The sequence below is a fragment of the Clostridium sp. CTA-6 genome (assembly GCF_054768115.1).
Genome location: NZ_BAAAAU010000007.1, coordinates 148727 through 174799 on the forward strand (window position 1 = coordinate 148727; position 26073 = coordinate 174799).

General features: G+C 33.6%; 18 protein-coding genes and 2 pseudogenes. All 20 read right to left on the minus strand.

Annotated features, from left to right (window positions below; translation table 11 throughout):
- Positions 1-312 precede the first annotated feature (312 nt).
- The 20 genes and pseudogenes from ACYUDJ_RS12405 to whiA all read right to left on the minus strand — a co-directional run bounded on the left by ACYUDJ_RS12405 (position 313) and on the right by whiA (position 26070).
- Positions 313-1347: a Cfr family 23S rRNA (adenine(2503)-C(8))-methyltransferase gene (locus ACYUDJ_RS12405; protein ID WP_043032563.1), complete on the minus strand. Its 1035-nt coding sequence runs from the start codon at positions 1345-1347 to the stop codon at positions 313-315.
- A gap of 162 nt (positions 1348-1509) precedes the next feature.
- A complete protein-coding gene (locus ACYUDJ_RS12410) occupies positions 1510-2988 on the minus strand; it encodes an Lsa family ABC-F type ribosomal protection protein (RefSeq protein ID WP_003483118.1) in 1479 nt (492 codons plus the stop codon).
- A gap of 675 nt (positions 2989-3663) precedes the next feature.
- Positions 3664-3873: pseudogene (locus tag ACYUDJ_RS12415) on the minus strand (recombinase family protein); the annotation flags it as partial.
- 60 nt (positions 3874-3933) lie between these two features.
- Positions 3934-4668 carry a hypothetical protein gene (locus ACYUDJ_RS12420; RefSeq protein ID WP_043032564.1) on the minus strand — a complete coding sequence of 245 codons (735 nt, stop codon included), beginning with the start codon at positions 4666-4668 and terminating at the stop codon, positions 3934-3936.
- 6 nt (positions 4669-4674) lie between these two features.
- Positions 4675-6819, minus strand: a complete 2145-nt coding sequence (locus ACYUDJ_RS12425) for a gluzincin family metallopeptidase (RefSeq protein ID WP_243156745.1) — start codon at positions 6817-6819, stop codon at positions 4675-4677.
- Between the two features lie 90 nt (positions 6820-6909).
- Positions 6910-7788 (minus strand): ATP-binding cassette domain-containing protein, encoded by an 879-nt coding sequence (locus ACYUDJ_RS12430; RefSeq protein WP_043032566.1) that lies wholly within the window; start codon positions 7786-7788, stop codon positions 6910-6912.
- A gap of 311 nt (positions 7789-8099) precedes the next feature.
- Positions 8100-9083, minus strand: coding sequence for a YdcF family protein (locus ACYUDJ_RS12435; protein WP_043032567.1), 984 nt, complete (start codon positions 9081-9083; stop codon positions 8100-8102).
- Between the two features lie 122 nt (positions 9084-9205).
- Complete coding sequence (locus ACYUDJ_RS12440) at positions 9206-11782, minus strand: ABC transporter permease (RefSeq protein ID WP_043032568.1); 2577 nt, start codon at positions 11780-11782, stop codon at positions 9206-9208.
- Positions 11779-12462 (minus strand): ABC transporter ATP-binding protein, encoded by a 684-nt coding sequence (locus tag ACYUDJ_RS12445; protein WP_042384139.1) that lies wholly within the window; start codon positions 12460-12462, stop codon positions 11779-11781. Before ACYUDJ_RS12445 ends, ACYUDJ_RS12440 begins: the two co-directional genes overlap by 4 nt.
- An 82-nt stretch (positions 12463-12544) precedes the next feature.
- Complete coding sequence (locus tag ACYUDJ_RS12450; protein ID WP_003483104.1) at positions 12545-13534, minus strand: sensor histidine kinase; 990 nt, start codon at positions 13532-13534, stop codon at positions 12545-12547.
- Positions 13521-14207 carry a response regulator transcription factor gene (locus ACYUDJ_RS12455; RefSeq protein WP_003483102.1) on the minus strand — a complete coding sequence of 229 codons (687 nt, stop codon included), beginning with the start codon at positions 14205-14207 and terminating at the stop codon, positions 13521-13523. The genes ACYUDJ_RS12450 and ACYUDJ_RS12455 overlap by 14 nt, the downstream gene beginning before the upstream one ends.
- A gap of 6 nt (positions 14208-14213) precedes the next feature.
- Positions 14214-14393, minus strand: coding sequence for a helix-turn-helix domain-containing protein (locus tag ACYUDJ_RS12460; protein WP_043032569.1), 180 nt, complete (start codon positions 14391-14393; stop codon positions 14214-14216).
- A gap of 68 nt (positions 14394-14461) precedes the next feature.
- Positions 14462-14671: pseudogene (locus ACYUDJ_RS12465) on the minus strand (lysozyme family protein); the annotation flags it as partial.
- 278 nt (positions 14672-14949) lie between these two features.
- Entirely contained in the window at positions 14950-16335 is a 1386-nt protein-coding gene (gene rlmD, locus ACYUDJ_RS12470; protein WP_043032570.1) for a 23S rRNA (uracil(1939)-C(5))-methyltransferase RlmD, read from the minus strand.
- Between the two features lie 233 nt (positions 16336-16568).
- Positions 16569-16922, minus strand: coding sequence for a DUF1540 domain-containing protein (locus ACYUDJ_RS12475; protein ID WP_043032571.1), 354 nt, complete (start codon positions 16920-16922; stop codon positions 16569-16571).
- Positions 16923-17250: 328 nt separating this feature from the next.
- Positions 17251-18261, minus strand: coding sequence for an aldo/keto reductase (locus ACYUDJ_RS12480; protein WP_043032572.1), 1011 nt, complete (start codon positions 18259-18261; stop codon positions 17251-17253).
- Between the two features lie 145 nt (positions 18262-18406).
- Complete coding sequence (gene pyk, locus ACYUDJ_RS12485; RefSeq protein ID WP_003483091.1) at positions 18407-20164, minus strand: pyruvate kinase; 1758 nt, start codon at positions 20162-20164, stop codon at positions 18407-18409.
- 33 nt (positions 20165-20197) lie between these two features.
- Positions 20198-21157 (minus strand): 6-phosphofructokinase, encoded by a 960-nt coding sequence (gene pfkA / locus ACYUDJ_RS12490; RefSeq protein WP_043032573.1) that lies wholly within the window; start codon positions 21155-21157, stop codon positions 20198-20200.
- 241 nt (positions 21158-21398) lie between these two features.
- Positions 21399-24956, minus strand: coding sequence for a DNA polymerase III subunit alpha (locus ACYUDJ_RS12495; RefSeq protein WP_043032574.1), 3558 nt, complete (start codon positions 24954-24956; stop codon positions 21399-21401).
- Positions 24957-25122: 166 nt separating this feature from the next.
- Positions 25123-26070 (minus strand): DNA-binding protein WhiA, encoded by a 948-nt coding sequence (gene whiA / locus ACYUDJ_RS12500; protein WP_030037122.1) that lies wholly within the window; start codon positions 26068-26070, stop codon positions 25123-25125.
- Positions 26071-26073: the final 3 nt, after the last annotated feature.

Sequence of the window (26073 nt, forward strand, 5' to 3'; positions counted from 1 at the left end):
CTTTTCAAACTGGTACTGAGCGAACGAAATGTTCTGTAATGCTGATTTTATAAACAGTTCTAAGGCTTATTGTGGTTTTAGCGGAATATTCTGTTGGCTCTGCTAATATACCCAATTACGCTCGGTAATTTATAAATAATCATCAATGAAAGTTTTTATATAACATTTCTCAAATACTTCTTGAAATCTGTAGAAAAACGAATTGGATTAGTCGTATCATATTTAGTTTCTCCATCAATAACTGCTTTATTTAATTAAAAATCTTTAAAATGAGACTATTTCTCTACTTAAATGGATATTTTTGAGCTAACATCATAATTCATTTTCATAACACAACTGTCCGCAAGCAGCACTAATTTCAGAACCAAATTGTGTTCTAACAGTTGCACTAATACCAGCTTTCTTTAGTGTATTGCAAAATTGCTTGATAGCACTTGAAGATTGAAATTTAAAAGTTGTTTTGTCCGTAGAATTATAAGGTATCAAATCAATATGATATAAATGCTCCCATGAACCACGATTTTTCAATAAACCTACAACTGCCTCTGCATGCTCTTTCGAATCATTAATTCCTTCAAGCATAATATAAGCAATAAACACTCGTCGTCCCGTATGAATGATGTGTTCATCTAATGTCTTCATCACCTCATTCAATGGAAATCTTTTATTTATAGGCATTAAATCGCTTCGTTGGCTTTCAAATGGTGAATGAAGTGAAAAAGCCAGATTCACTTGTGGAAATTCTTTGGTCAATCTTTGAATTCCTGGTATAATGCCAATTGTTGAAATAGTAATTCTTCGTTGACTTAACCCAAATAAATTTTCATCAGTTAAAATTTTTACTGCATCAAATAACTCCGGATTTGCAAAAGCCTCACCCATTCCCATAAATGAAATACTATTCAATCTATGGTCATTAAAATAGAAATAAAGTAATTGGTCAGTTATCTCATCAGCAGTAAGATTGCGTTTAAATCCAGCACTTCCCGTTGCACAAAAGCGACATCCAAAACCACAACCGCATTGGGAAGAAATGCAAAACGATTCCCACCCCTGTTTATACTTTAGTCCAACAGCTTCTACTCTTTCTCCATCAGTCAATTCAAATAACAATTTTTGAGCTTGTTTAGAATCTTGTGAAAAAACAGGTATTACACTAGATACATTCTTTCCAAACTCATTTACTAAAGCCATCCTTAACGCTTTTGGTAGTATATGCATATCTTCAAAATTATCTATTCTTTGATGAAAAATAGCTTTTGTAAGCTGCTCGTATCTATAATCAGGTAATTTTAGATTTGATACTATTTGTTTTATTTTTCCGTATTTCGTTTTTGTCTGTTTCATGTCGGCTTCCTCCTCACTATTAATAGTTAGGAAGCAAAGCCAGTATAATTAGCGACTTATATTACTCCATGCAAGCGTCGCCCAAAGCATCTGGCTTTGCATGGAGCCTATTGTGTGTTACTTTTATATTCCCATTAAACATATTAATCGCCATTTCTACCTTTACAATTTTATTGTTTTTGTTGCAACATTTTCACAAAATGCACTATCATGCTCAATAAACAAAATTGTAGGTTCATGTTCAATTAACAATTTCTCAATCTGCATACGAGAAATGACATCAATAAAATTCAATGGTTCATCCCAAATATACAAATGTGCCCGTTCACACAAACTTTTAGCAATCAATACCTTTTTCTTCTGTCCTCCACTAAAATCCTCGATATTCTTTTCAAACTGTTCTCTTGAAAAATCAAGCTTTCTAAGTATCGATTTAAATAAACTCTCGTCAATACAGTTTTTATCTGCATATTCAGATAAGTTACCATATAAATCTGAAGTATCTTGTGAAACATACGAAATGATTAACTTATTATTCTTTCTTACAATTCCACTATGGGGAATGTCTTCTCCATAAACTAATTTCAATATACTTGATTTTCCGCTACCATTCTTTCCTTGAATAGCAATTCTTTCACCTTGCTCTATAGTGAAGTTTACTCCCTCACAGACAATTGTATCATCATATTCAATTGCAACATCTGTAAGTTCTACAAGCTTTTTATCATGGAAAGTAAGCGGTACTATTTTTAAACTTTCATTAGATTCAATATTTTTAAGAAGCTTTGATTTTTCCTCAATCATGCTTTGTTGTCTAGCTTCTATATTTTTAGCACGCTTCATCATTTTTGCAGCTTTATGTCCAACATATCCTTTATCTAATTTGCTCCCAGAATTAGTAGTTCCATGCTTGCTGCTTTCAACACTATCTGACCACGTAGATGTACGTTTTGCTGAGCTGGAAAGTCTGTTAATATCTTTTTTCAATTTCTCGTTTTCTACTAGCTCAAAACCATCTTGTAATTCTTTGTTTCTCCACCATGAAGAAAAATTTCCTTTTTGTATTTCAATATTAGTTTTATTAATAGACAAGATATGGTCAACACAATTATCCAAAAAAGACCTATCATGTGAAATTAGAATAAATCCTTTCTTTTTTTTCAAGTAATTACTTAGTTTTTGCCTAGCTTCAGCATCCAAATGATTGGTAGGCTCATCAATAAGCAAGAAGGAGCTCTCCTTCAAAAACATAGCAACCAACAGTGCTTTAGTCTGCTCTCCTTTAGATAGTGTATAAAACTGTCTATATAAAGCATCGTAGTCCATATCTAACAAAGATAATTCTTTTACTATTTCCCAATCCATTGAATTTGGACTAATCTCCCTTATGATATCTATGGTGAAATTGCTCTGCTCCTGCACCTCATAAGGAAAATATTCAAAAGTCACATCAGCTGAAATGTTTCCATTATATTCGTATTTCTCAAGCAAAAGATTTAGAAAAGTAGTCTTCCCTCTTCCATTTCTTCCAGTAAACCCCAATTTCCAATCGGTATCAATTTGAAAACTTACATTTTCAAAAATATTATCATAGCTACCTTCATAAGCGAAGGTTAGGTTTGTAACATTTATTAAAGACATATTTTTGTCCTCCTCTGTATTTAATAGTATAAGTAACAAAGTCGGAACAATAGGCGACCTTGTTATTACTCCATATAAGTGTCGCCTGCAATATCCGACTCTATATGGAGATTATCATGTGTTAGCAAAGTGTCTTTATTTATCATAATATTATTTATCCTCCTTGTTCGAATTATTTATAAAAAAATAAGAGCTGCAAGAATTAATTATTCTTACAGCTCATAGATATACGTAATTAAGCTAATCATTATAGCATAACACAAGTGCATATATTAAGAGAAAAAAGAATAACTTTCTTGCATAAGTACAACAAAACAAACAGAACACACCTATTTATCTTTGTATCAAATGTACTTTAAAAATTAGCAAGAGAAATTAATCATTTTTTCACCTCAAATTTCAATTTTTTTATCATTATACTATTACACATCAAAAAAGTCAATAAAGAGTGAATCAAGAAAATCTATTTCTTCTCTATCTTCACAACACGCTCTACATGTGTCGTAACTACTATGGAAATGCAAAGATTGAACCTCGTTCTTTTAATAATTGTTCCTGCTTCTCTGTAAAAGAAGAATATTTCACTTCATAGGAAGCCTTATCAATGGTATATTCAAGCCGCATATCAACCAGTTTGCTTTTCTTTCCTTCGATTGATTCAATATCTTTATCCAGTTTGGAAATCGGGTCAACTGTAAAGGTCTTACCCAGCAATAAATCACTTTTATATTTCTCGTTTTTTATAATACCAAGAATAGTAGAAGATGCCCAAGTCGAGCTGCCGTATTTTGTTACGTATCCAAGATTCACCTTCATTTTCAATCCCTTTTTCACATTGGCAGAAATATTTTCTACTTCCTGCTGTGCGACAGAGCTAAGTACCATTTACAAATTTTAATACCGCACAAAAATTAGCTTTTGTCTTAATAGACTTATACTAACTTTTTAAGATTTTCTAGAAAGCTTCTTAAATGAAGCCACATATAAAACCATTCCTACTGGAGTAAATAGCAACCTACTCATTATAAAATTTAAAGACAAACTAAAAGCAGGTTCACCGAGACTATCAACGGGTAGAACTGTAGGCATATAAGTCACATACCCTTTGGCGAAAATATCAATAAAAGGTGTGCTATTAAAACTTATCAATGACAAAATCAAAACAATTGGAATCCAAGCATAAAGCAAAGTTTGGCTTTTGCTGCCTAAAAACATACTAGTTCCAAAAACAAACAGAAAAGTAGGAAGTAGTATTATTAACATCGGTAATAAAAAGTTTTGAAAACTTGCAAAATCAAAAGTTCTGTTGTAAAACACAAAACTTATGAAAATGCAGCATACCGCAATAATTAAGTAAGAAATAAAAAGGGCAAAACTTTTTGTAGCCAAATACTTTTTCTGTGGTAAAGACGTACAAGAAGTAATTTCTCTTACTCTTTGCTCCTTTCTAGAAAAAAGTCCTGTGCAAGAAAGCATTAGAATTAATAACATAATCGTATTTATATCACACAAAAACTTGCAATAACTCCACTTGGAAAAAGGTGATGTACCAGAAACACCTTGTATTATTTCTGTATATAGGTCAATCACTGAAAAGAAAAGTGCAATTATGAAAGTTATCACAAACATTTTTGAAAAAATTATTCTTTTTAGTTCGTATTTAAGAATTTTTATATCCATTGACAACTACCTCCTTTTAGCACCAGTAATATTTAAAAACTCAGAAAAAGATAGTTTTTTATCTTTTTTACCATAATATTCTTTGTAAATAAATTTCATGGAATTAAAATAATTTTCTTCACCAATATTATTATAAACATTGTAAATTTCAAGTGGCCCCAAACCATAAACTTTACCACCTCTTAAAAATAATGAGACGTAATACTTTGGAAGCATTGATAATTTGTTCATGTATTCAGGATTTCTTCGATAAAAGTTTCGATTTAATTCCTTTGTTGCTTCTTCCCATTTTTTCAGCAATAAATTTTCTGCATAGTCTTTTCCAAATTTGTTTTTCAAGAATAAATAAGTGCTAAAATCCGCAAAAGCTTCATTTGACCATTCATCGTGATTTTTATCTATTTGATTAGGGCTTTTTTCGTTAGATACATCTATTCCAGTGCCCCACCATTGATGAGCAATTTCATGGGTCAACAAAGCAAAGGTGTCAGAAGAAGATGCTGTCGATGAATCCACGTTGGATTTTTTCTTTAAACAATCTTCGGAAACATAAGAAATATTTCCGTTTTGAAATCCACCTCCGCCTTGTACTCCTGATGTTACGACTACTTTAAGACTATCTTTGCCTAGGGGCCCAAATTTTTCCGAAAAGAATGAGAATATATCAAGCGTGTCATTTCCTCTGGATTCAAATTCTTTTCTCGCAGATAATGGATAGAAAAACTCCACATTTGTGCCCCTTACATTTCTTTCAAATATTCCATATCGTCCGGCTGTCAAAGATAAGTTACTTAATTTATCCCAAGAAAAACTCCAAGTAGTAAAACCATCCTTCTCAGAAATTTTGCGATTTTTTTCTCCCTGAGTTATGACTGTAAACTTTGAGTCCATTTTTATTGTTCCTTCAATAATCCTATCATTTTGTTCAACACAAACAACAGGAGCAATGTCCGTGGTGCCATTTAACCTTACATAATTTTTGCTAATTCCTTGGGAAAAATCTTTAGTTGTACTTTTGGCTTTCGGTGTACCTGAATACCTTATGCTTAATTTAGTTTTAGTGTTTCTTGGAATGCTTATTTCAAAAACGTTGTTAAGTTTTGCGCTGCTCAAAATCTTTGGCGAAACCTTGGTGTAGTTTATGTTTACATTGTCTAACTTGATCTCATTAATGTGGTAACCATCTGCTAATTCAAAATATATGTTTTGAGGCTTATCAGTTCCGTTTTGCAGTTCTTGAAAGTAAGCTCCGCTAGCACAATTTTTATTTTTTTCTACCTTAAGATCTACAAACATATTTGAAGTTCCTATGACACTATTGTTTACAGGCGTTTCTTTTTTACCACTAATCAATACTGACGCGATATCCGTAAGTGAAATTGGTTTGAAAATTGGTTCATTCTGAAAAACAAAAAATACTCCAAAAAGAGAAACCAAAAAGCAAATTGGTATCAACTTATATTTTTTACAGTTTTTAAAGATAGATTTAAATAATCCTTTTTCATAACATCTATCGCACAACATACCGAATAAAAATATGGACATAGCTACCGATAACCCAAAGAGCCTATTCCAGAGCATTCCCAAAACGATATTCCCGCCTCCGAAATTTTGGGAAAGTCCACTAGCACCTGTCTGAACCCACATATATTGATAATTGATATTTCCTGTTAAAAAACTAAAAAGCACCGCTAAAAGCATAATAATGCAGGTTATATTAACGTTCCTAAATATAAGATAAAATCCTGCGGTCATAAGAATTGTTAGCACAATCGAGCCAAAAATTATTATGGAGTAACTGAGCAGGAAATAACTAAAAGTGCTTAAACTGCCCATGTTAAATATATAGTGAGGAATCATAATTATCATTGAAGCCACTGTTGAAATAAAACCAGCACACATTAAACCTGTAATTTTGGTTAAATTTATCTTTATGGAACTTGATATTGGTTCAATTATATAATTAACTCTAAACCTAAGTATTTTATCAAACTCAAAAACTGTTAGTGCAGTAAAGGCAAGGGTTGAAAGTACTGCCCCTGCCTTTGCAGGAAAAAGTATGGTTTGAGATAAAAGAGTAGAGCTCTTTACTCCAAGTATCAACTTGCTAATATCTTCGGTAATGTAGGTTGAAAGTAGTGCAGCAATCAAAGGAAAAACTGACGTAAGCAAGATTATTATTTGGGTAAACTTTGACTTCAGAATTCGCTTCGTTTCATAGGTAAAAAATGTATTCTTCATTTAATTGACACCCCCATTGTGTATGACGTATGTGTAGGCATCTTCAAGGGTAGGCTCTACCAGTGGAATAGAGCTTTCTATTTCTTTGCCAATAACACGACAAGAGATGCCATTACCTGTAAACAATTTGGATGTGATTATATACTTACCTCCAATTCTTTTTTCTAAAGCCTTGTTATCTTTTTCCTCAATAAAACCAACACGCCCGTGTACAGCTTTTATTAAATCCGGCGAAGTTCCGTCAAATAGAATCCTACCGTTATTAATGATTATAATTCTATTGCAAATGGCTTGTATATCATCGATGATGTGAGTGGAAAGTAATACTATTTTGTCATTTGCAGTCTGCGAAAATATATTTCTAAATTTAATTCTTTCTTCTGGGTCAAGTCCAACTGTAGGTTCATCTAAAATGATAAGCTCAGGATTTCCAAGTAATACTTGTGCTATACCAACACGCTGTCTTTGACCGCCTGAAAGAGTTTTAATTTTGAAATTTCTTTTTTCTTGCAAATTAGTCTGTTCAATAGCTTGTCTGATAATCCCCTTCACATTTTTTTTAATTTCTTTTAATGCACACATGTAATCCAAAAACTCATAAACTGTTAATTCGTCATATAAACCAAAGCTTTGAGGCAAATACCCGAGCTGCTTTCTGAGTTCTTTTTCATGTTTTTGGATTGGTTTACCATCAACAATTATTTCGCCTTCTGTTGGTATTATCTTCGATACCAATAGTTTCATAAAGGTACTTTTACCAGCACCATTGGGACCCAAAAGTCCTATAAAATTTGGGCTATTAACTTCCAAATTCAAATTGCTTAGTGCCTTTTTTCCTGTTTTGTATGTCATACTCACGTTTTTAATACTGATTTTCATAATGTTGTTACACTCCTTTTTCATGGTTTACCTATATAATAAAGCCTTCAACTTACATTTCTGTGACTTTACGGTGAGAGATTCGTCACTTTAGGAAAGGAAAGAAAAAGAAAAACGGCGGTTTTGATTGTTATTTCAAAACCGCCGCATAGCCACATTGTGACTGCAAAACATCATCTGCCACAACTGAGGTTTTTTATTACCGCAGGGTAGCATTCATTTGTAATTTATATTACTTGTGTAGGATGGATTCTGTATTTTAAAGATTTTACAGGGGTGACTGATTAGTTACGTCTATTGTTCAATTATCATCAAGAATAAATTTTGGCAACTGTTATCCCCCACAACAGTACAATCGCGGCAAATATCCATTTATACCTGAACATAATGGCTATATATTCACGGATAAAGGCGCTTGGCCAGTAATAAGCTGCTGTTCCACATCCAACACCGCTTGCCTTTATCTTAAGTTTTTTTGCATAAAGACTTGTTCGGAAAACATGATAATTATTCGTCACAAATATATAGCGGTGTTTCACACCATTCACATCCAGCATATCTCTGACATTTTTGAGATTTTCAAAAGTAGTCTTAGACTGCTCCTCAAGAATGATATCCTCTTCTGGAAATCCGGTTTCTACAAGATAATTTTTCATTGCTGCTGCTTCCGATATCTTCTCATCATCGCCCTTACCACCTGATACCACAATCTTCGGATGCTGCCTGCATTTATGGTAAATACGGACGGCTTTGTCAACTCTGCCTTTCAGCAGCGGAGATACCCTTTCTCCGCCTATCAGACCACATCCATGGACGATAATATAAGCACAATTCAGTCTTTTCGGTAAACAGGTATAAATCAACGAATAGATCAACAGTGTAGAAAACGTAAAGGTAATATAAAACTCCAAAATCAACACCAGTGAGAATAACGTCCTCATCACCGAAGCATCCTGAAAAAAATACATTCCAGCAATGGTTAATATACTTCCCAGGATCATGGCTATTCCCGTCAATAAAGATAGAACATTCTGCAAACGCCGTCCCTCTTTTTTCATCATCTCCAAACCATTCACAATGAGGAAGATGGTAGTAACAACAAAAATCAATGGTATCAGCAGCATCGTTAAAATCCCAAAAATCATTCCTCGGATTCCCGGTGCAGAGCCAAATCCAAGAAGAAAAATGCCAATTGCCATCATCAGCAGCAGTGCATTCCAGAAACTTCTTGGTTCATATAGCATGCTGATAACAAAAATGAGCATTAAAATACAACCAGGCATCATTAAAGACATTCAGACCACCTCTTCTCAATATCATCTGCGTCCCAATCGTCCTTAAGACAATTGGGAATCACTTAAACTCAATCACACAGATGTTTTTTGATTTTTTCTATTAAGTTAATATTAGTTTTGAATTAAGTCATGTCATCCCTAAGCGCGTCAATGATATTTTCTTTTTTTATCTTACGAATAGCATACAGCATTGTAATGAACACGATAAAGAGCACGCTGAACACGCTGATTGCCATACTGCCCCAAGGGAATACAAAATGGAAGTTATCCATCCTTTCTACTGACACAAACCCTTTGTAAATCAGCCAAGAACATATTGCAGATATTGGAATCCCGAATAGTAACGTCCTCATGCCATAAAAGACACACTCGAAATTCATCATCTTTTGGAAATCACGTTCAGACATTCCCACCGAGCGGAGCATGGCAAGTTCTCGCTTGCGCAGCATGATATTCGTGGAAATGGTGTTGAACACATTGGCAACCGCAATCAGCGAAATCATGATGACAAAAACATAGGTAAAAACATCAATAACAAATGTTAGACTGCAGTATTGTTCAACCACGGTGTACATATTTTGCAGGTTATACGCAGAGGTAATTCCTGCGTCATGAATCATGGTTTCCATTTTAGCCACCGATTGCGAAGGCTTTTTTGACAGAAAGCTCAGTCCTATATCTGTATGGATATCCGGTGTTTCAAACTTCTCTTTGAGAGAATAGGGAGCCACCACCATAAAAACGTATGCATTCTTATCGGAAGATTGCTTTATTGTCTTAAGAGGGTCCACCGGGTATGTATCCACAAAGGTAATGTTTATGCTTTGACTCTGTTCCATCTTAGGCTTGTCATTTATTTCGGGAGCCACACTGAAAGTCATGGAATGACTGGCAAACATATCAAACAGTTCGCTTGGCCCGTTTTTCTTCGCAACCGGTTTTTTTGCAACGGCAATCATTTTACCATCATTACCAGTATATTCTTCTCGGGACAAGCCCAATTTTTTGATAAAACTCAGATATTCGCTGTCTTCAATAAACTGGATGTCCATTGGAAGATGAACCGTTTGGTCCGGTGCAGCATAACCTGCGGATTTTCGATAACGGTCTGAAAAATCGCTTGCTTTGGCAGTACATGAATATGCGAAAATTGCTTGGTAGGAGCTTTTGTAAACTCCCTCTGCGGTTTTTAGTTTGTTGTAAAGCGGGAACATTTCGCTGTCGTTCATGCCCTGAGTGGTAAAAACGATGTCATAGTCAAAGTCCATTATGGATCGTTCTGCAAGACGTTTCAGAGTTGTTCCAAAAGCATTTCCTGATACAAACAGCACCACACTTAAAACAAGAGATAGAACAATGCTGCGATAGCGTTTTTTGTTTCTCTTAAAATTCTTTAGCGCAAGAGTTCCTTCCAAACCGTAAATACGCTGTGCCAGTTTTGACGTTTTCACAGTTTTCGATTCGGTTTTGACCTCGCCCGTTTGGCGAATACTCTCCATTACGGGAGTGTTTGCGGCTTTCCTGGCCGGGATATAAGCTGAAATCAAAATGGTAACCAAACTCACCGCTGCTGCTGCAACAATTGCAGGGACAGACACCGACAAAGTTAAAGGTACGGTGCTTGGGATAATGTTCCCGAACTTCCTGGCAACAATAGGAATTATAAGTCCAATACTGCCTATGCCGACTATAATGCCAATGGGTATGCCCATTGCACCAATGCAAAGTCCCTCAAACAGCACCGAATTTCGCAGTTGCTTTGCCGTGGCACCCACTGACGAGAGAATTCCGAACTGATGTGTGCGCTCATTCAGCGATATGTTGAATGAATTATAAATCAGAAAAATCGAGCCTATCATTATTATGACAAGCAAAATGCCGCCAACCGTGTACAGAAGCGCGTTGAACAGTTTATTGTCGGAAAGGCCCATGAATTGCAGCACACTATCGTTAAAGACGTAAGCTTGGCTGACCGCTGTGCTGCTTGCGTAAGCCTTAACTTTGCGCGGGTTTTTAAGTGTGACAAATATGCTGAAGCTGTCCGCTTTGTCTTGAGTATCTGCTTTCGTTATCAAGGTGTATCCCGGTGCGGAACGTTCCTCAAAATCGGGTCTTTCACAGATACCCACAACTATGTAGGTTCTCTCTGCTTTTGGCACAATAGTTTCTTTCCCGGAAATGTAAGGGGTGTGTTGACCCAGATTCTTGTTGTCGTTCATGCGGTTTCCAACATCAAGTGAAAGCGTGTCTCCCACCTTGAATCTAACGCCGCCCTTTATCGCCACGTGCGCTGGGATAAGAACCTCCCCACTGTTTTTCGGCAATCTGCCTGAAACCAGGGTTAAGGGTAAGGTATCAAAGGCTTCCTTGCTAAATCCGGCTATAAAAAGATAAGGTTTTTCGGGGCTTTTCCCACCTTCAAGTTTTGCGTAGCCGATATTTTCAAATGTTGCTGTGTTTTTAACGTCCTTGTCCTGGGTTCGTTTCTGTGCGAAAGAGGAATTAACATCCAAAAACTCAACGTGCCAATCGCCGTGTTTCACAATAGAACCCTTTACCAGAAAATTTAACAGGGAAGTACCAAAGGTAGCCACTGCCGTAATCATGGCAGCAGACAGAATAACTCCGATAATCGTTACAAGTGTTCGTGTACGGTTTTTTTTCATGCCTTGTAGTGTAACTTTGTTGAAAATGTTCATGGTCTCACCCTTTCATCTCGCACTACTTTACCGTCTGATATACCGATAATACGGTCTGCTTGCAGGGCGATATTTTCGTCATGTGTGACGACGATAAGGGTCTGCCTATATTTTTGATTGCTTAATTTCAGCAGATTGATAATTTCATGTCCATTTCGGCTGTCCAAACTGCCCGTTGGTTCATCGGCAAGCATCACCGCTGGGGCATTCATCAAAGCACGTCCTATGGAAACACGCTGTTGCTGACCGCCCGAAAGCTGATTGGGTAAATGCGTTTTTCGGTCTTTTAACCCAAGCAGTTCTAACAAGTCATTCAGCCTCTCCTTGTTGACCTTACGCTTGTCCATCAGTATAGGCAAGGTGATGTTTTCCACCACATTCAGCGTGGGAATGAGGTTGTGAAACTGGTAAATCAACCCAACCTGCCGCCTGCGGAAGATGGCGAGTTTTTCATTGCTTTGGGCATATACATCCTGCCCGTCCAAATACACCTTTCCGCTTGTGGGCACGTCCACGCCACCGATGCTATGAAGCAATGTGGATTTACCGGAGCCGGAGGAGCCGATGATTGCGGTAAATTCTCCCTTTTCGATTGTAAGCGAAACATGGTCAAGGGCGGTAACTTGGTTTTCGCCCTTGCCATAGACCTTACATAAATTTTCAACTTTTAAAAATTCCATTATGTGAGTCTCCTTTCTCATGGTTTACCTATATAATAGAACCTTCAACTTACAGCTGTGTGACTTTTAGGTGAGAGATTAGTCACTTTGGGAAACGAATGGAAAATATCGCGCCGCTCTGTGGATGATTTTTGGCAGTAATCATTCCTCCCTGACGTGTTATAATCATCTTGCAGAGAGCCAATCCAATCCCGTATCCTGTAGCACCTGCGTTTTTTCCACGATAGAACCTATCAAACAGGCAGGGTAAATCTTCTTTTTCAAAGCCCGCGCCGCTGTCGTGGATGGCAATCTCGGTAAACAGTGGGTTGTCCATGCAGACAATCTCAATCTTCCCGTTATCGCCTGCGCTTTCCATGCAATTTTTGAGGATATTTTGAATTGCTTCCGAAAGCCAACCTAAATCGCCCTGAATAATCATGCCTTTTGGCACGTCTGTTTGCAAAGTAATATCGTGCAGCTCCATTGGGATTTGGAACGGACGAAGGGCGGCGCATATCAAGCTGGTTACATCTATCTGCTCGCTTTTAAACATCACAATGCCCGCGTCCAGGCGGGATAATTTTAACAGAGAAGTAAGCAGCCAATCCATCTGTACAAACAATTCCTTTGTTTCCCGTATCAATGATTTCCGTTCATTTTCGTCAGGGTTATTTTCTAACAATGACAGAATAAGGTTTACGGATGTGAGAGGGGTGCGGAGTTGGTGGGCTATGTCAGCCAGCGAATCAGCAAGATGTTCTTTTTCTTTTTTCAGTGCGTCGTTTTGCTCCCGAATACGCAGCGTCATTTTTGTTATCTCGCTTTGCAGAATGGAAAGTTCGCCCTCGTCCGATTCACCAATATACAGATGGTCAGCGTTATGAAGCACAAGATCGATTTGATCTGAAATCTGCGCAATGCTTTTATATCGGGCTTTGGTAAACGTGAAAAACGCTTTGCCAAAGACGGCGGCAGAAGCAATGGCAAGGATTCCAGCCGCTGTATTGATTGCAAATCCCAGTATTATAGCGACGGTAGCTATTAAGGAGAACAAAATGGCAAACTTACGAAACTCTCTATTTCGAAGCATATCCGTCCCCCAATCTATAGCCTGTCCCACGAACGGTCAGAATGATTTGCGGGCTTGCGGGGTTGTTCTCTATCTTCTCCCGCAGGCGTTTAATGTACACGGTCAATGTATTGTCATTGACAAACTCGCCCGCAGCGTCCCACAATTCGTCAAGCAGCCTGCTCCTTGTGATAATATTTTTGGGATTGTTAATAAACACCAACAACAAGCGGTATTCTAAGGCTGAAAGAAAAACCTCGCTGCCGTCCTTTTTCACGATGCCGCTTGCCATATCGACATGAAGCCCGCAGATTTCAAAAGCCGATGGAGAACGTCCGCTTTTTCGCAGGGCGGTTCTGATTCGTGCGATCAGTTCACGCGGACGAAAAGGCTTAGTGATATAGTCGTCCGCGCCCATATTCAGCCCAGTAACAACACTCGCCTCATCGCTGGAAGCCGTCAGAAAAATAACGGGAAGATCTTGCGTTTCTTTGATTTCCGTGCAAACCGTAAAGCCATTTCCGTCAGGCAAAGAAATATCAATCAACGCCAAGTCAAATTTATTTCCAGCAAGTGCGGCAAGGGCTTCACTCCGCGTAGGGGCGTGAGTGACTGTAAATCCCTCCGAGCGGAGCAAAAGTATAAGGTTTTTGCCGATTGCCTTATCGTCCTCAACCAAAAATATCCGTTTCATTTATTTTCACCATCCTTTACTACTCCTATATCGTCCGTCAGCCGGTTTTTCAGCGTCAACCGGAACAAGCCATGTATTTCCCATTTTTTTAGCTTCCTTAATCCGTTCAGCAGAGCAATAGTACACTACCATTCTGTCTGTGATTCCCCAATTTTTCGCTGCTTCTTTTGTCGTTATATAATCCACGCATAACACCTCCATAATTTTATTATATTTCTTTTGACGGAAATATACAAACCGAGGTATAAAACAACGTCAGACTGCATTTTTGAGGAATTCTCTGCAAGGGGGAAGGTGTATTTTTTCCCATGCCCTGCCAAATAGTCAAGGAATCCACCGCCATAGTTATAGAACTGGATAACAGAATTTAAGTCACAACCCTTTGCATTTGCATATTCCAGTAAGGAAGCAAAATATTTACACCCTTGTTTGATGTAATCCTCTGTACGCAACGTGTTGGGCGGTGGTCATTCCTATTCTTTTAGTTGCGGCATGACTATCACTTCCTTTCCAATTTTAAGGCAAGAAAAAAGACGCTCATTTCTGAACGCCTAAACAAGAGAAAAGGAGTACCATTTTCATAGTGCCCCTTTGATTCTCCACCTTTATTTTCTTATATCCCCACATTCTATATCAACCATAACAGAAACATTGATATACTTTTCAATGACCTTATCTCTGATTTTATCCCCCTCACCTGTGAAGACGATATGCTTAAAAAAGTGCCCAAAACAAAGGATTTCTACGTATCGACTCGTTCTATCAACACAATAGTCTCTACATGAGCAGTTTGGGGGAACATATCTACTGGTTGTACTTCTTTAGTTCCATAACCTAATCCATTTAATATACTTAAGTCTCTAGCCAAAGTTCCTGGATCACAGGATACATATACTATTCTTTTAGGTTTTATATCTGCTATAGCTTCTAGTAAGGTTTTTTCGCATCCTTTTCTTGGTGGATCTACAACTATTACATCAGCTTTTATGCCTTTATTTATTAAATCTGGTATAACTTCTTCTGATTTTCCTACAAAAAATTCTGCATTATCTATCTTATTTTCTTTTGCATTATCCTTTGCGTTGTCTATAGCTTCTTTTATTATTTCTACTCCGTATACTTTTTTAGCTTTTTGCGATAAAAATAAGGATATAGTTCCTGTGCCACAATAAGCATCGAATACTATTTCTTCTCCTTTTAGATCTGCAAATTCTAAGGCTTTTTTATACAATATCTCTGTTTGTATGGGATTTACTTGAAAGAAAGATAATGGAGATATATTAAATTTAAATTTATCTATATAGTCAGTTATGGTATCTTTTCCCCATAATGTAATACACTTTTCTCCTAAAATTACATTAGTTTTTTTAGAATTTACATTTTGTATTATACTTTTCATATTAGGTAGTTCCTTTATTACTTCATCTATTAATTCTTCTTTGTGAGGTATCTCCTTTTCTTTATTAGTTACAATAACTAACATAAGTTCTTTATTTTTAAAGGCTTTCCTTACCATTATATGCCTTATAAATCCTTTTCCTATTTCTTCATTGTAGGCAGATATATTATATTTTCCCATCCAATTTCTTATTATTTGTATGATTTTATCTGCTTGTTCATCTTGTATAAAACATTCTTTTACATCTGCTACTTCATGAGTTCTTGGTCTATAAAATCCTATTTTTATTTCACCTTTTTCAAATCTTACAGGCATTTGAATTTTATTTCTATATCTGTAAGGGTTTCCCATACCAATAGTATCCTCTATTTTTATTTTATCTATATCTAGTTTACCTATTCTTTTTAGTGAATCTATAACTCTTTGCTTTTTAAAATCTAATTGAGCCTTATAACTATAGTGTTGAACTTGACATCCTCCACACTGTTTATATATAGGACATACAGATTCCACCCTATTTTCTGATGCTTTATTTAATTTTATAATCTTTCCAAAGGCAAAGTTTTTATTTACTTTAACTATTCTTGTTAATGCACTTTCTCCTTCCATGGCTCCTGGGATAAATACTGTAAAATCATCAATTTTACTTACTCCCTCTCCTTCAAATCCAGTGCCTATTATGTCTAAATTGTATTCTTTATTTTTTTCTACAGGTATATTTCTTTTCATACTCTCTCTCCATTTATGTAATTTTATATCATAACAAAAACACAGGATAAATAGTAACAATTAAACTATCTATCCATAGATTCTTTCCAATATATAAATTATAACAATATTTCAAACAAATTTATAATTATTTTATAAATTTATCTTTATATTTTTTATATACTATTTCTATTTATACAATTTAAAATAAAATTTTATAATCAAGAACTATAATAAATATTTTAAAATGCAGTTTATTTTTCTCTTTTATAAGTTGAACAAATAGTTTCACTACTGTTTCTTGTTCTTATCTCATCTCCATTTATCTCTATGGCATCTGCATTACATCTTCTATCATTATTATGAACACAACTATAAACTTCACAATTAACTTCTGGAACCATATCGCTTTCCTCTGTAAAAATATCTTTAAATCCTTCTATTAAATTTGTATTATGAAATCTACTCATAGTTTCGATGCCTCCTTTTGCTGCAAAGGTTTTGCATTGACTATGAGAATCATTATTCTCTACTTCTATAGAATGTGCTGTACAGCGCCCTTGTAAATTATTTATACAATTTTCAGCACTACAGATTAATTTATCCATCCTAATTACCTCCTAACAAAAATATATCCTTAGTTTTTGTTAATAAGGCTTTTGTATTCATAATATATAAGATATTTTTATTATATATGTCTATGTTAAGAGAATTTTGCAACATAATATATAAAATAATTTATAAAAAAAAATTTTATTATAAAAACAAAAAGAGCACCGTAAAGGTGCTAAAGAAGATCAGTTGCCTATTATTCCCTATTATTTTATTTTTGACACATATCATATTATTATACAATATATTATATAAAACTTTCAATAAAAATATTACACTTTTTTAAAATTTTATAAAAATGTTATTTTTATTTTACAATAAACTTTATTCTTCAAATTCTAATCTTACTCTCTTTAGCATTTCTATTATAGGTAAATCATAAGGGCATCTCTTTTCACAGGCTCCACATTCTATACAATCCTTTGCCCTAGCTTCTAAATTGAAATATCTCCCATCTGCCCAATCTGGTAATCCATATCTAACCTTATAAGCTTCTAATACAAATATTCCCGGAATATCTATATTTTTTGTACAAGGAGCACAATATCCACATCTTCTACAAAATTTTGTTCCTAACTCATTAAATATTTTATCACATTCTATTTTTTCTTCTTCTGTTAAAACTATATCTTCATTACCACATACTGAATTTTCCTCTACTTCTTTTAAATTTGCCATACCTGGTATGGCTGTAGTTATATTTTTATTACTTAGTACATATCTTAAAGCTAAAGTTCCATTATTAAGAGCTCCACCTGCCATAGGTTTCATATCTATTACTCCTATGTTTAACTCCTGTGCTCTTTTAAACAGTTCTTTCCCTTGTCTTTCTACTATATTATAAGGATACATAATAGTTTCAAATTTTCCACTTTCTATAGCTACTTTGAGCACATCTCCACTATGTGATGTAATTCCTATATGACCTATCTTTCCTTCTTGTTTAAGTTCTTCTAATACTTTATATGCTCCATCTTCACTTAATATTTTGTTGTAATCTTCTAAGGTTTTCACGTTGTGAAATTGATATAAATCTATATAATCTGTTCTTAAATTTTTAAAACTTGTATTTGTTTCTTTTATCATAGAATTTCTATCTCTAGCCATAGATTTTGTAGCTATAATCCATTTATCTCTTCTTCCATCTAATGCATAACCTATATACTCTTCTGAAACTGTATAGAGTCTTGCAGTATCTATAAAATTCATGCCCAGTTCTTCTGCTTTGTGTATAACCTTAGTTGCTTCTTCACAGATTATTTTCTGAATAGCTATACCTCCAAAAGCTACCACAGAAACCTGTAACCCAGTATTACCTAACCCCTTATACTTCATTTTTCTTCCTCCTTAATACCTAGTAAAGAAAATTATAGGTTACCTAATACTTTAATGTCAAGAAAATAAAATTAAAGAGTCCAAATGGAAAGTTTAATTTTTCCAAATTGACTCTTTATTTTAGTATATAAAATTTTTATTATATTTAAACTATATTAGCTCTTCCGTTGTACACTATTCCTCTTACTGTATCAAGTGTTACATATGTTCCTGTTTTTAAAACATCCATAGCTCCACCTGCATTACATATGAATGGAATATCTCTTGCTATACATTCTATAGCTAAGTGTGATGTTATTCCACCTTCTTCAGCCACTATGCCTGATACTCTATCTAAAATAGTCATATATCTTCTATCTAAATTTTTTACTACTAATATATCATCTCTTTCAACTATATCTTCTGCTTCTGAAGGACTTTTTACTACCTTTACATTTCCATAAGTTGGTCTAGTTCCTGAACCTCTTCCTTGGGATAATATATCTCCCACTATGTGAACTTTTAACATATTAGTTGTTCCTGAATAAGATACTGGTATTCCACCTGCTATAACAACTAAGTCACCATTTTTAACATATCCTTCTTCTAAAGATTTATTAACAGATTTATCTATAAGTTCATCTGTAGAATTAAATGTTTCTGTTAATAGTGGTACTACTCCCCAATTTAATGCTAATTTTCTAGCAACTACTTCATTCGGTGTTACTGCTATAATAGGGCATTGTGGCCTATATTTTGATACCATTTTTGCAGTATGTCCGCTTTGAGTTGCTGTAATTATAGCTGTAGCATTTAATTCTGATGCTGTAGTACATGCCGATAAGCTTATAGCATTAGGAACATTTAATATATGACTTTCTCTCATCTTACTTAATATAGCATCATAATTTAATTTTGCTTCTGCAGTTTTAGCTATTCTAGACATAGTTGTTGCAGCTTCTACTGGATACTTTCCATTTGCTGATTCTCCACTTAACATTATGGCATCTGTTCCATCAAATATTGCATTGGCTATGTCTGAGGCTTCAGCTCTTGTTGGTCTAGGGTTTCTTATCATAGAATCTAACATTTGAGTTGCTGTAATTACAGGCTTGCCTGCTTTATTACATTTTTCTATTATTCTTTTTTGAACTATTGGAACCTCTTCTATAGGAATTTCAACTCCCATATCTCCTCTAGCTACCATTATTCCATCAGAGAATTTTATTATCTCATCTATATTGTCAACACCCTCTTGATTTTCTATCTTAGAGATTATCTGTATTTCATTTCCACCATTTTCTTCCAATATTTTTCTTATAGCTAACACATCAGAGGCTTTTCTTATAAAAGATGCACTTATTAAATCTACTCCTACTTCGCATCCAAATTTTAAATCTTCTATATCTTTTTCAGTAACTGCTGGAAGTGATACTGAAACTCCTGGAACATTTACTCCCTTATGATTTGAAACAGTTCCTGAGTTTTTAACTATTGTATGAATTTTATTATCTTTTACTGATTCAACTTCTAACTCTACTAGTCCGTCGTCTATTAATATTTTATTTCCTTTAACTACATCTTTATGTAGCTCATCATAAGTAATAGAACATTTTGTTTCATCACCTATTATGTCTTCTCCACAATATATTATAAATTCTGCTCCTTCTTTTAACTCCACTTTATCCACTGAGAAATTGCCTGTTCTTATTTCTGGTCCTTTAGTATCTAACATAATAGCTATGTGTTTGTTATGTTTTTCTCTTAATTTCTTAATCATCATCATTCTTTCTTTGTGTTCAGGATGTGATCCATGAGAAAAATTGTGTCTTGATACGCTCATGCCCGCTTCTATTAATTTTGATACCACTTCTTCTGTTGAACTTGCAGGACCTATTGTAAATATCATTTTAGTTTTTTGCATATAAAACGCCTCCTCAAAATCTAAACTTTTACATTATTTGGATAAAGTAGTTGATATGTCATATAGTTCTTGGTCAAAACTTCTCTCTACTGATAAAGCTTCATCTATATCCATATCAATTATTTTCCCATTTTTTATACCAACTACTCTTGAAGATTTACCACTAATCAATAATTCCACTGCTTTATAAGCCATTCTTGAAGCCAATATTCTATCCATACAAGTTGGACTTCCACCTCTTTGTATATGTCCTAATATTGTAGATCTTGTTTCTATTCCTGTAACTTCTTCTATATATTTTGCTAATTCATTAGCTCCTCCAACACCTTCTGCTAATAAAACTAAATTGTGCATTTTGCCTTTTAATTTTCCTTGTAATATTTGTTTGCATAGTTTATCTGCATTATACTCTTTTTCTGGTATTATAATACTTTCTGCTCCACCAGCTACTCCTGTATATAATGCTATATCTCCGCAATTTCTACCCATAACTTCTACTACACTTACTCTTTCATGAGAAGTAGATGTATCTCTAAGCTTATTTATAGCATCTAAAACTGTATTTATAGATGTATCAAAACCGATTGTATAATCTGTATATGCTAAATCATTATCTATAGTACCTGGTAGTCCAACAGTATTTATTCCCAGCTTAGATAATAATTGGGCTCCATGAAAAGAACCGTCTCCACCAATTACAACTAATCCGTCAATACCAAAAGCTCTTAATATTTTAGCAGCCTTTTCTCTTCCCTGCTCTGTTCTAAATTCTTCACAACGAGCAGTTCTTAATATAGTACCGCCCCTTTGTATTATATCAGATACGCTATGAGTATCCATTTCAAATATTTCTCCATTTATAAGCCCATTATATCCTCTTTGAATTCCCATTACTTTTAAACCTTTTTCTAAACCTGTTCTAACTACTGCTCTGATAGCAGCATTCATTCCTGGTGCATCTCCACCACTTGTTAATACAGCTATAGTTTTCATATGCTAAATACCTCCTACGACCGCTGGGACATTTGTAGTCCCACTTATATTATAAACCTAATGATATTCTGTTTTGTATATTTTTAATTATAACATACCTTATGCTTTTTTAATATATGTTTTTATTTAACTTTAATATATCTCAAAATAATTCTCTATTAAAAATTCATAAAAAAATATTAGAAGAAACACTTCTTCTAATATTTTTCATTTTATTTAAAAAATTATACACAATACTCAATTAAAGTATTTTTACATTATTTTCTCCAAACATATTTCTTAAATCATCCATCAATTCTATGCTTCCATTTACCCAAAGCTCTCTATCAATTCTAAACTTTTTTCTTTCTTTATTTGTACAAAAATATACAGGAATATTACCCTTATGTTGCAAAAATACACCTTTTGTTTCCTGTAGCTTTAATTTTATATCATTTTTTTCTTCTACTAATATATATAGTTTCTCAGAATTAATTTTTATAAGAGGTTCCATAACTTCACAAATTAGTTTTGGCTGTTCATCCTCCCTTAAACTTACTCTTCCTTTTAATAAAACTACTTCATCTTCATTTATTATACTTCTAGTCATATTAAAAATTTTAGGGAATACTATAACTTCTATACTGGAATATAAATCTTCTAATACTATAAATGCCATCATATCATTATTCCTAGTTAATTTTTTACTTACGTGTGTAATCATACCACCTACTATTACTTTATCTCCATCTTTTATACTATTTATAGCATCTACCATGTTTCCTTCTAAAGATTCCTTAGAAATAATATCTGATATATGATGACTTATTTGAACTTTTAATGTTTCTTCATATTCTTCCAATGGATGACCAGAAAAATATAATCCTGTCATTTCTTTTTCCATTTGAAGTATGTATTTTTTGTCAAATTCCTTTATATTAGGATATTTTATATCCATACTACTTTCTTTGTTATCCATAATATCCATGAATAAATTAACCTGGCCTTCTATATTGTTTCTTTTTTGCTTTTGTATACCATCCATTATTTTTTCAAAAACAGCTAGCATTTTAGAGCGATATATATTTAAACAATCAAAGGCTCCTGCTTTTATTAAGCTTTCTACTAACCTTTTGTTTATAATTGAAGTATCTACTTTATTAAAAAAATCACTTAAATCTGTAAATTTCCCCTTTTGTTCTCTAGATAAAACTATATTATCTATACCCTTTTCTCCTACATTTTTTACTGCAGTTAATCCAAATATTATTCTATTATCTTTTACTGTAAAATTACTATAGCTTTCATTTATATTGGGTGCTACTATTTCTATTCCTAAAATTTCTGCAAAATTAACATAAAAAGATACCTTATCACTATCACCCTTTACACTATTTAACATAGCTGCAATAAACTCTGTAGGATAATATCTAATTAAGTAGGCTGTCTGGAAACCTACTACAGCATAAGCTGCTGCGTGGGATTTGTTAAATGCATAGGAAGCAAAGTCCATCATAGAATCAAATAAATTATTAGCTACTTTTTCATCTATACCATTATTTATGCATCCTCTTACCCCTTCTTCTTTATTACCATATATGAAATTTTTTCTTTCTAGTTCCATTACATCATGTTTTTTCTTAGACATGGCACGTCTTACCAAGTCACTACGTCCCATAGAGTATCCTGCCAAATCCCTAACTATCTGCATAACCTGCTCTTGATAAACTATACAATTGTATGTAACAGACAATATAGGTTCTAGTTTCTCTGTTGCATATTCTATATTTAAAGGATTATTTTTATTAGCTATATATCTTGGTATTTCAGCCATAGGACCTGGTCTATATAAACTTATTCCTGCTATTATATCTTCTAGTGAATCTGGTTTTAACTCTTTCATAAAGGATGTCATTCCAGCAGACTCTAATTGAAATACCCCTACAGTCTTACCCTGTCCTATCATTTTGTAAACTTCTTTATCTTCAAAATCAATAGTATCTAAATCAATATCTATTCCTTTATTTTCTTTTATAATTCTTACTGCATCTCTCATAACAGTAAGAGTCCTAAGTCCAAGAAAATCCATCTTTAAAAGTCCTAGTTCTTCCAAAGTACCCATTGTAAATTGTGTTACTATACTTTCTTCATTTTTTTGAAGTGGTACATAATTTACTAAGGGTTGTGATGCTATAACTACCCCTGCAGCATGAGTAGATGTATGTCTTGGAAGCCCTTCTAAAGCCCTTGCCACATCTATTAGCTCTTTAACTCTTTCTTCATTATCATAGGCTTCTTTTAATTCTGGATTTAACTCTAAAGCTTTATTTATAGTTATATTTAAAACAGTAGGTATCATTTTAGCTATTCTGTCTACTTCTGCATAAGGATAATTCATAGCTCTTCCTACATCTCTTATACAAGCTCTTGCAGCCATAGTTCCAAAAGTTATTATTTGTGATACATTGGCTTTCCCATATTTCTCTACCACATAATCTATAACTTCTCCTCTTCTTTCATAACAAAAATCACTATCTATATCAGGCATAGAGATACGATCCGGATTTAGAAATCTTTCAAATATTAGATTGTATTTAATAGGATCAATCTTAGTTATTCCTAAGGTATAAGCTACTAAAGATCCTGCGGCAGACCCTCTTCCTGGCCCTGTCATTATACCTTTTTCATTGGCAAATCTTATAAAATCCCATACTATTAAAAAATAATCTACATATCCCATTTGTTTTATTATAGATAACTCATAATTTAATCTTTCTATTAAATCAAAAGCTTCTTTATTTTCAGCCCCATAGGCTAAAACTTCATCTACACTAAAAGGTTTATTCATAAAATCCTTTAGTATATCATATCTTGAAAATAGCCCTTTAAAGCATATTTCTCTTAAGTACTCATAGGGGTCTATCCCTTCTTCTAATGGAAACCTAGGTAATTTTGATTCATGAAAATTATAATCAAAATTGCATTCTTCTGATATCTTAACTGTATTTTCTAAAGCCTCTGGTGCATAAGAAAAGGTTTCATACATTTCCTCTGGTGACTTTAAATAAAACTGATCAGATGGATACCTCATTCTATTTTCTTCTTCTACAGTTTTACCTGTTTGTATGCATAATAATATATCATGGGATTTATAATCTTCTTTTCTTATATAATGGACATCATTTGTAGCTACTAAAGGTATATCTAACTCCTTAGACATTTGTACTAATGTTTCATTAACCTTTAATTGTTCTTCCATACCATGATATTGAAGTTCTAAATAAAAGCCTTCTTTAAAAATATCTTTATAGATTAATGCTGCTTTTTTAGATTTCTCTAAATTTGCCTTTAATATATTAGCTTGAACTTCTCCCCCTAAACATGCACTTAAGGCTATTAACCCTTCACTATGTTCTTTTAAAAATTCATGATCTACTCTAGGTTTATAATAGAAACCCTCTACAGATGCTTTTGATACTATTTCCATTAAGTTTTTATATCCTATTTCATTTTTTACAAGTAACACTAAATGATGTGTTTCATTTTCTTTATCTTGTTGTTTTATATACATAGATTTTGCAGCTACATATATTTCACAACCTATTATAGGCTTTATTCCTTGTTTTATTGCTTCTTTATAAAAATCTACACATCCATACATAACGCCATGATCTGTAATAGCAATACTTTTCATCCCAAATTCTTTTGCTCTCTTTATAAGATCTGATATTTTTGCTGAAGAATCCAACAATGAATATTCTGTATGTTGATGTAAACTTACCCACTCCGGCTTCTCTTCATCTAATCGATTTTCTTCCATAGTACCCCTCCTTCCTAAGGAAATACAAAACCAAGAACGAATTTTGCTCTTTGTTATTTTATTATAATCTTAAATTTTATATAACTCAAATAAAGAGGATATCTTTAAAATCAAATCTATTTGGAGATACCCTCTTTTATAAAAAATACTATATTATTTTTTTATTTTAAATTCCTTGTTTTAATTCATCTGCAATTTTCTCTATTCTTCTTAGCCTATGATTAACTCCTGATTTCCCTACTGGTGGATTTAGCATCTTTCCTAATTCCCTTAAGGACTCATCAGGATATTTAATTCTTAGTTCTGCTACGTCTCTTAAATTTTTAGGTAATCTTCCTAATCCTATTTCTCTTTCTATAAACTTTATACTTTCTACTTGTCGTACAGCAGCATTAACTGTCTTACTTAAATTAGCAGTCTCACAGTTTACTAGTCTATTAACATTATTTCTCATTTCTTTCATTATTCTAACATTTTCTAGTTCTAGTAATGAAGCATGAGCTCCTATTATATTTAATAAATCTACTATCTGTTCTCCTTCTTTTAAGTAGATTATATAACTATTTTTTCTTTTTATTACTTTAGAATTTAAATTATAGGAATTTATTAAATTGCTTAAGTCTTTGGCATAATCTTCATTATGAGTAACAAATTCTAAGTGATATGTTTTTTCCGGATTACTTATACTTCCTCCACCTAAAAAAGCACCTCTTATATAAGCTCTCCTGCACTCATCACATTCTATAATATTCTTAGGTATGTTGTAATCTAAACTAAATACATTTATGGTCTCTTTTATTATACCAACTTCTTTTAATAAGGATTTTACTCCTTCTTCTTCAGATATCAATATAATATATATATTATTCTTTTTTAAAGAATTGTTTTTCTTTATCATTATTTCTGTATGGATACCGAAATGTTCTTTTAAAATTTTAAAAACTAATCTCGCTATAGCTGCATTTTCGGTAGTTATTTTAAAATTAAATTGTTTATTAGTAAATAATAATGTACCACTTACCTTCATTATTGCTGATAATTCTGCTATGGCTTCTTGTTTATTTATTTCTATATGTTTACATACTTCATTTTTTACTTTCAATGAAAAAGACATAGT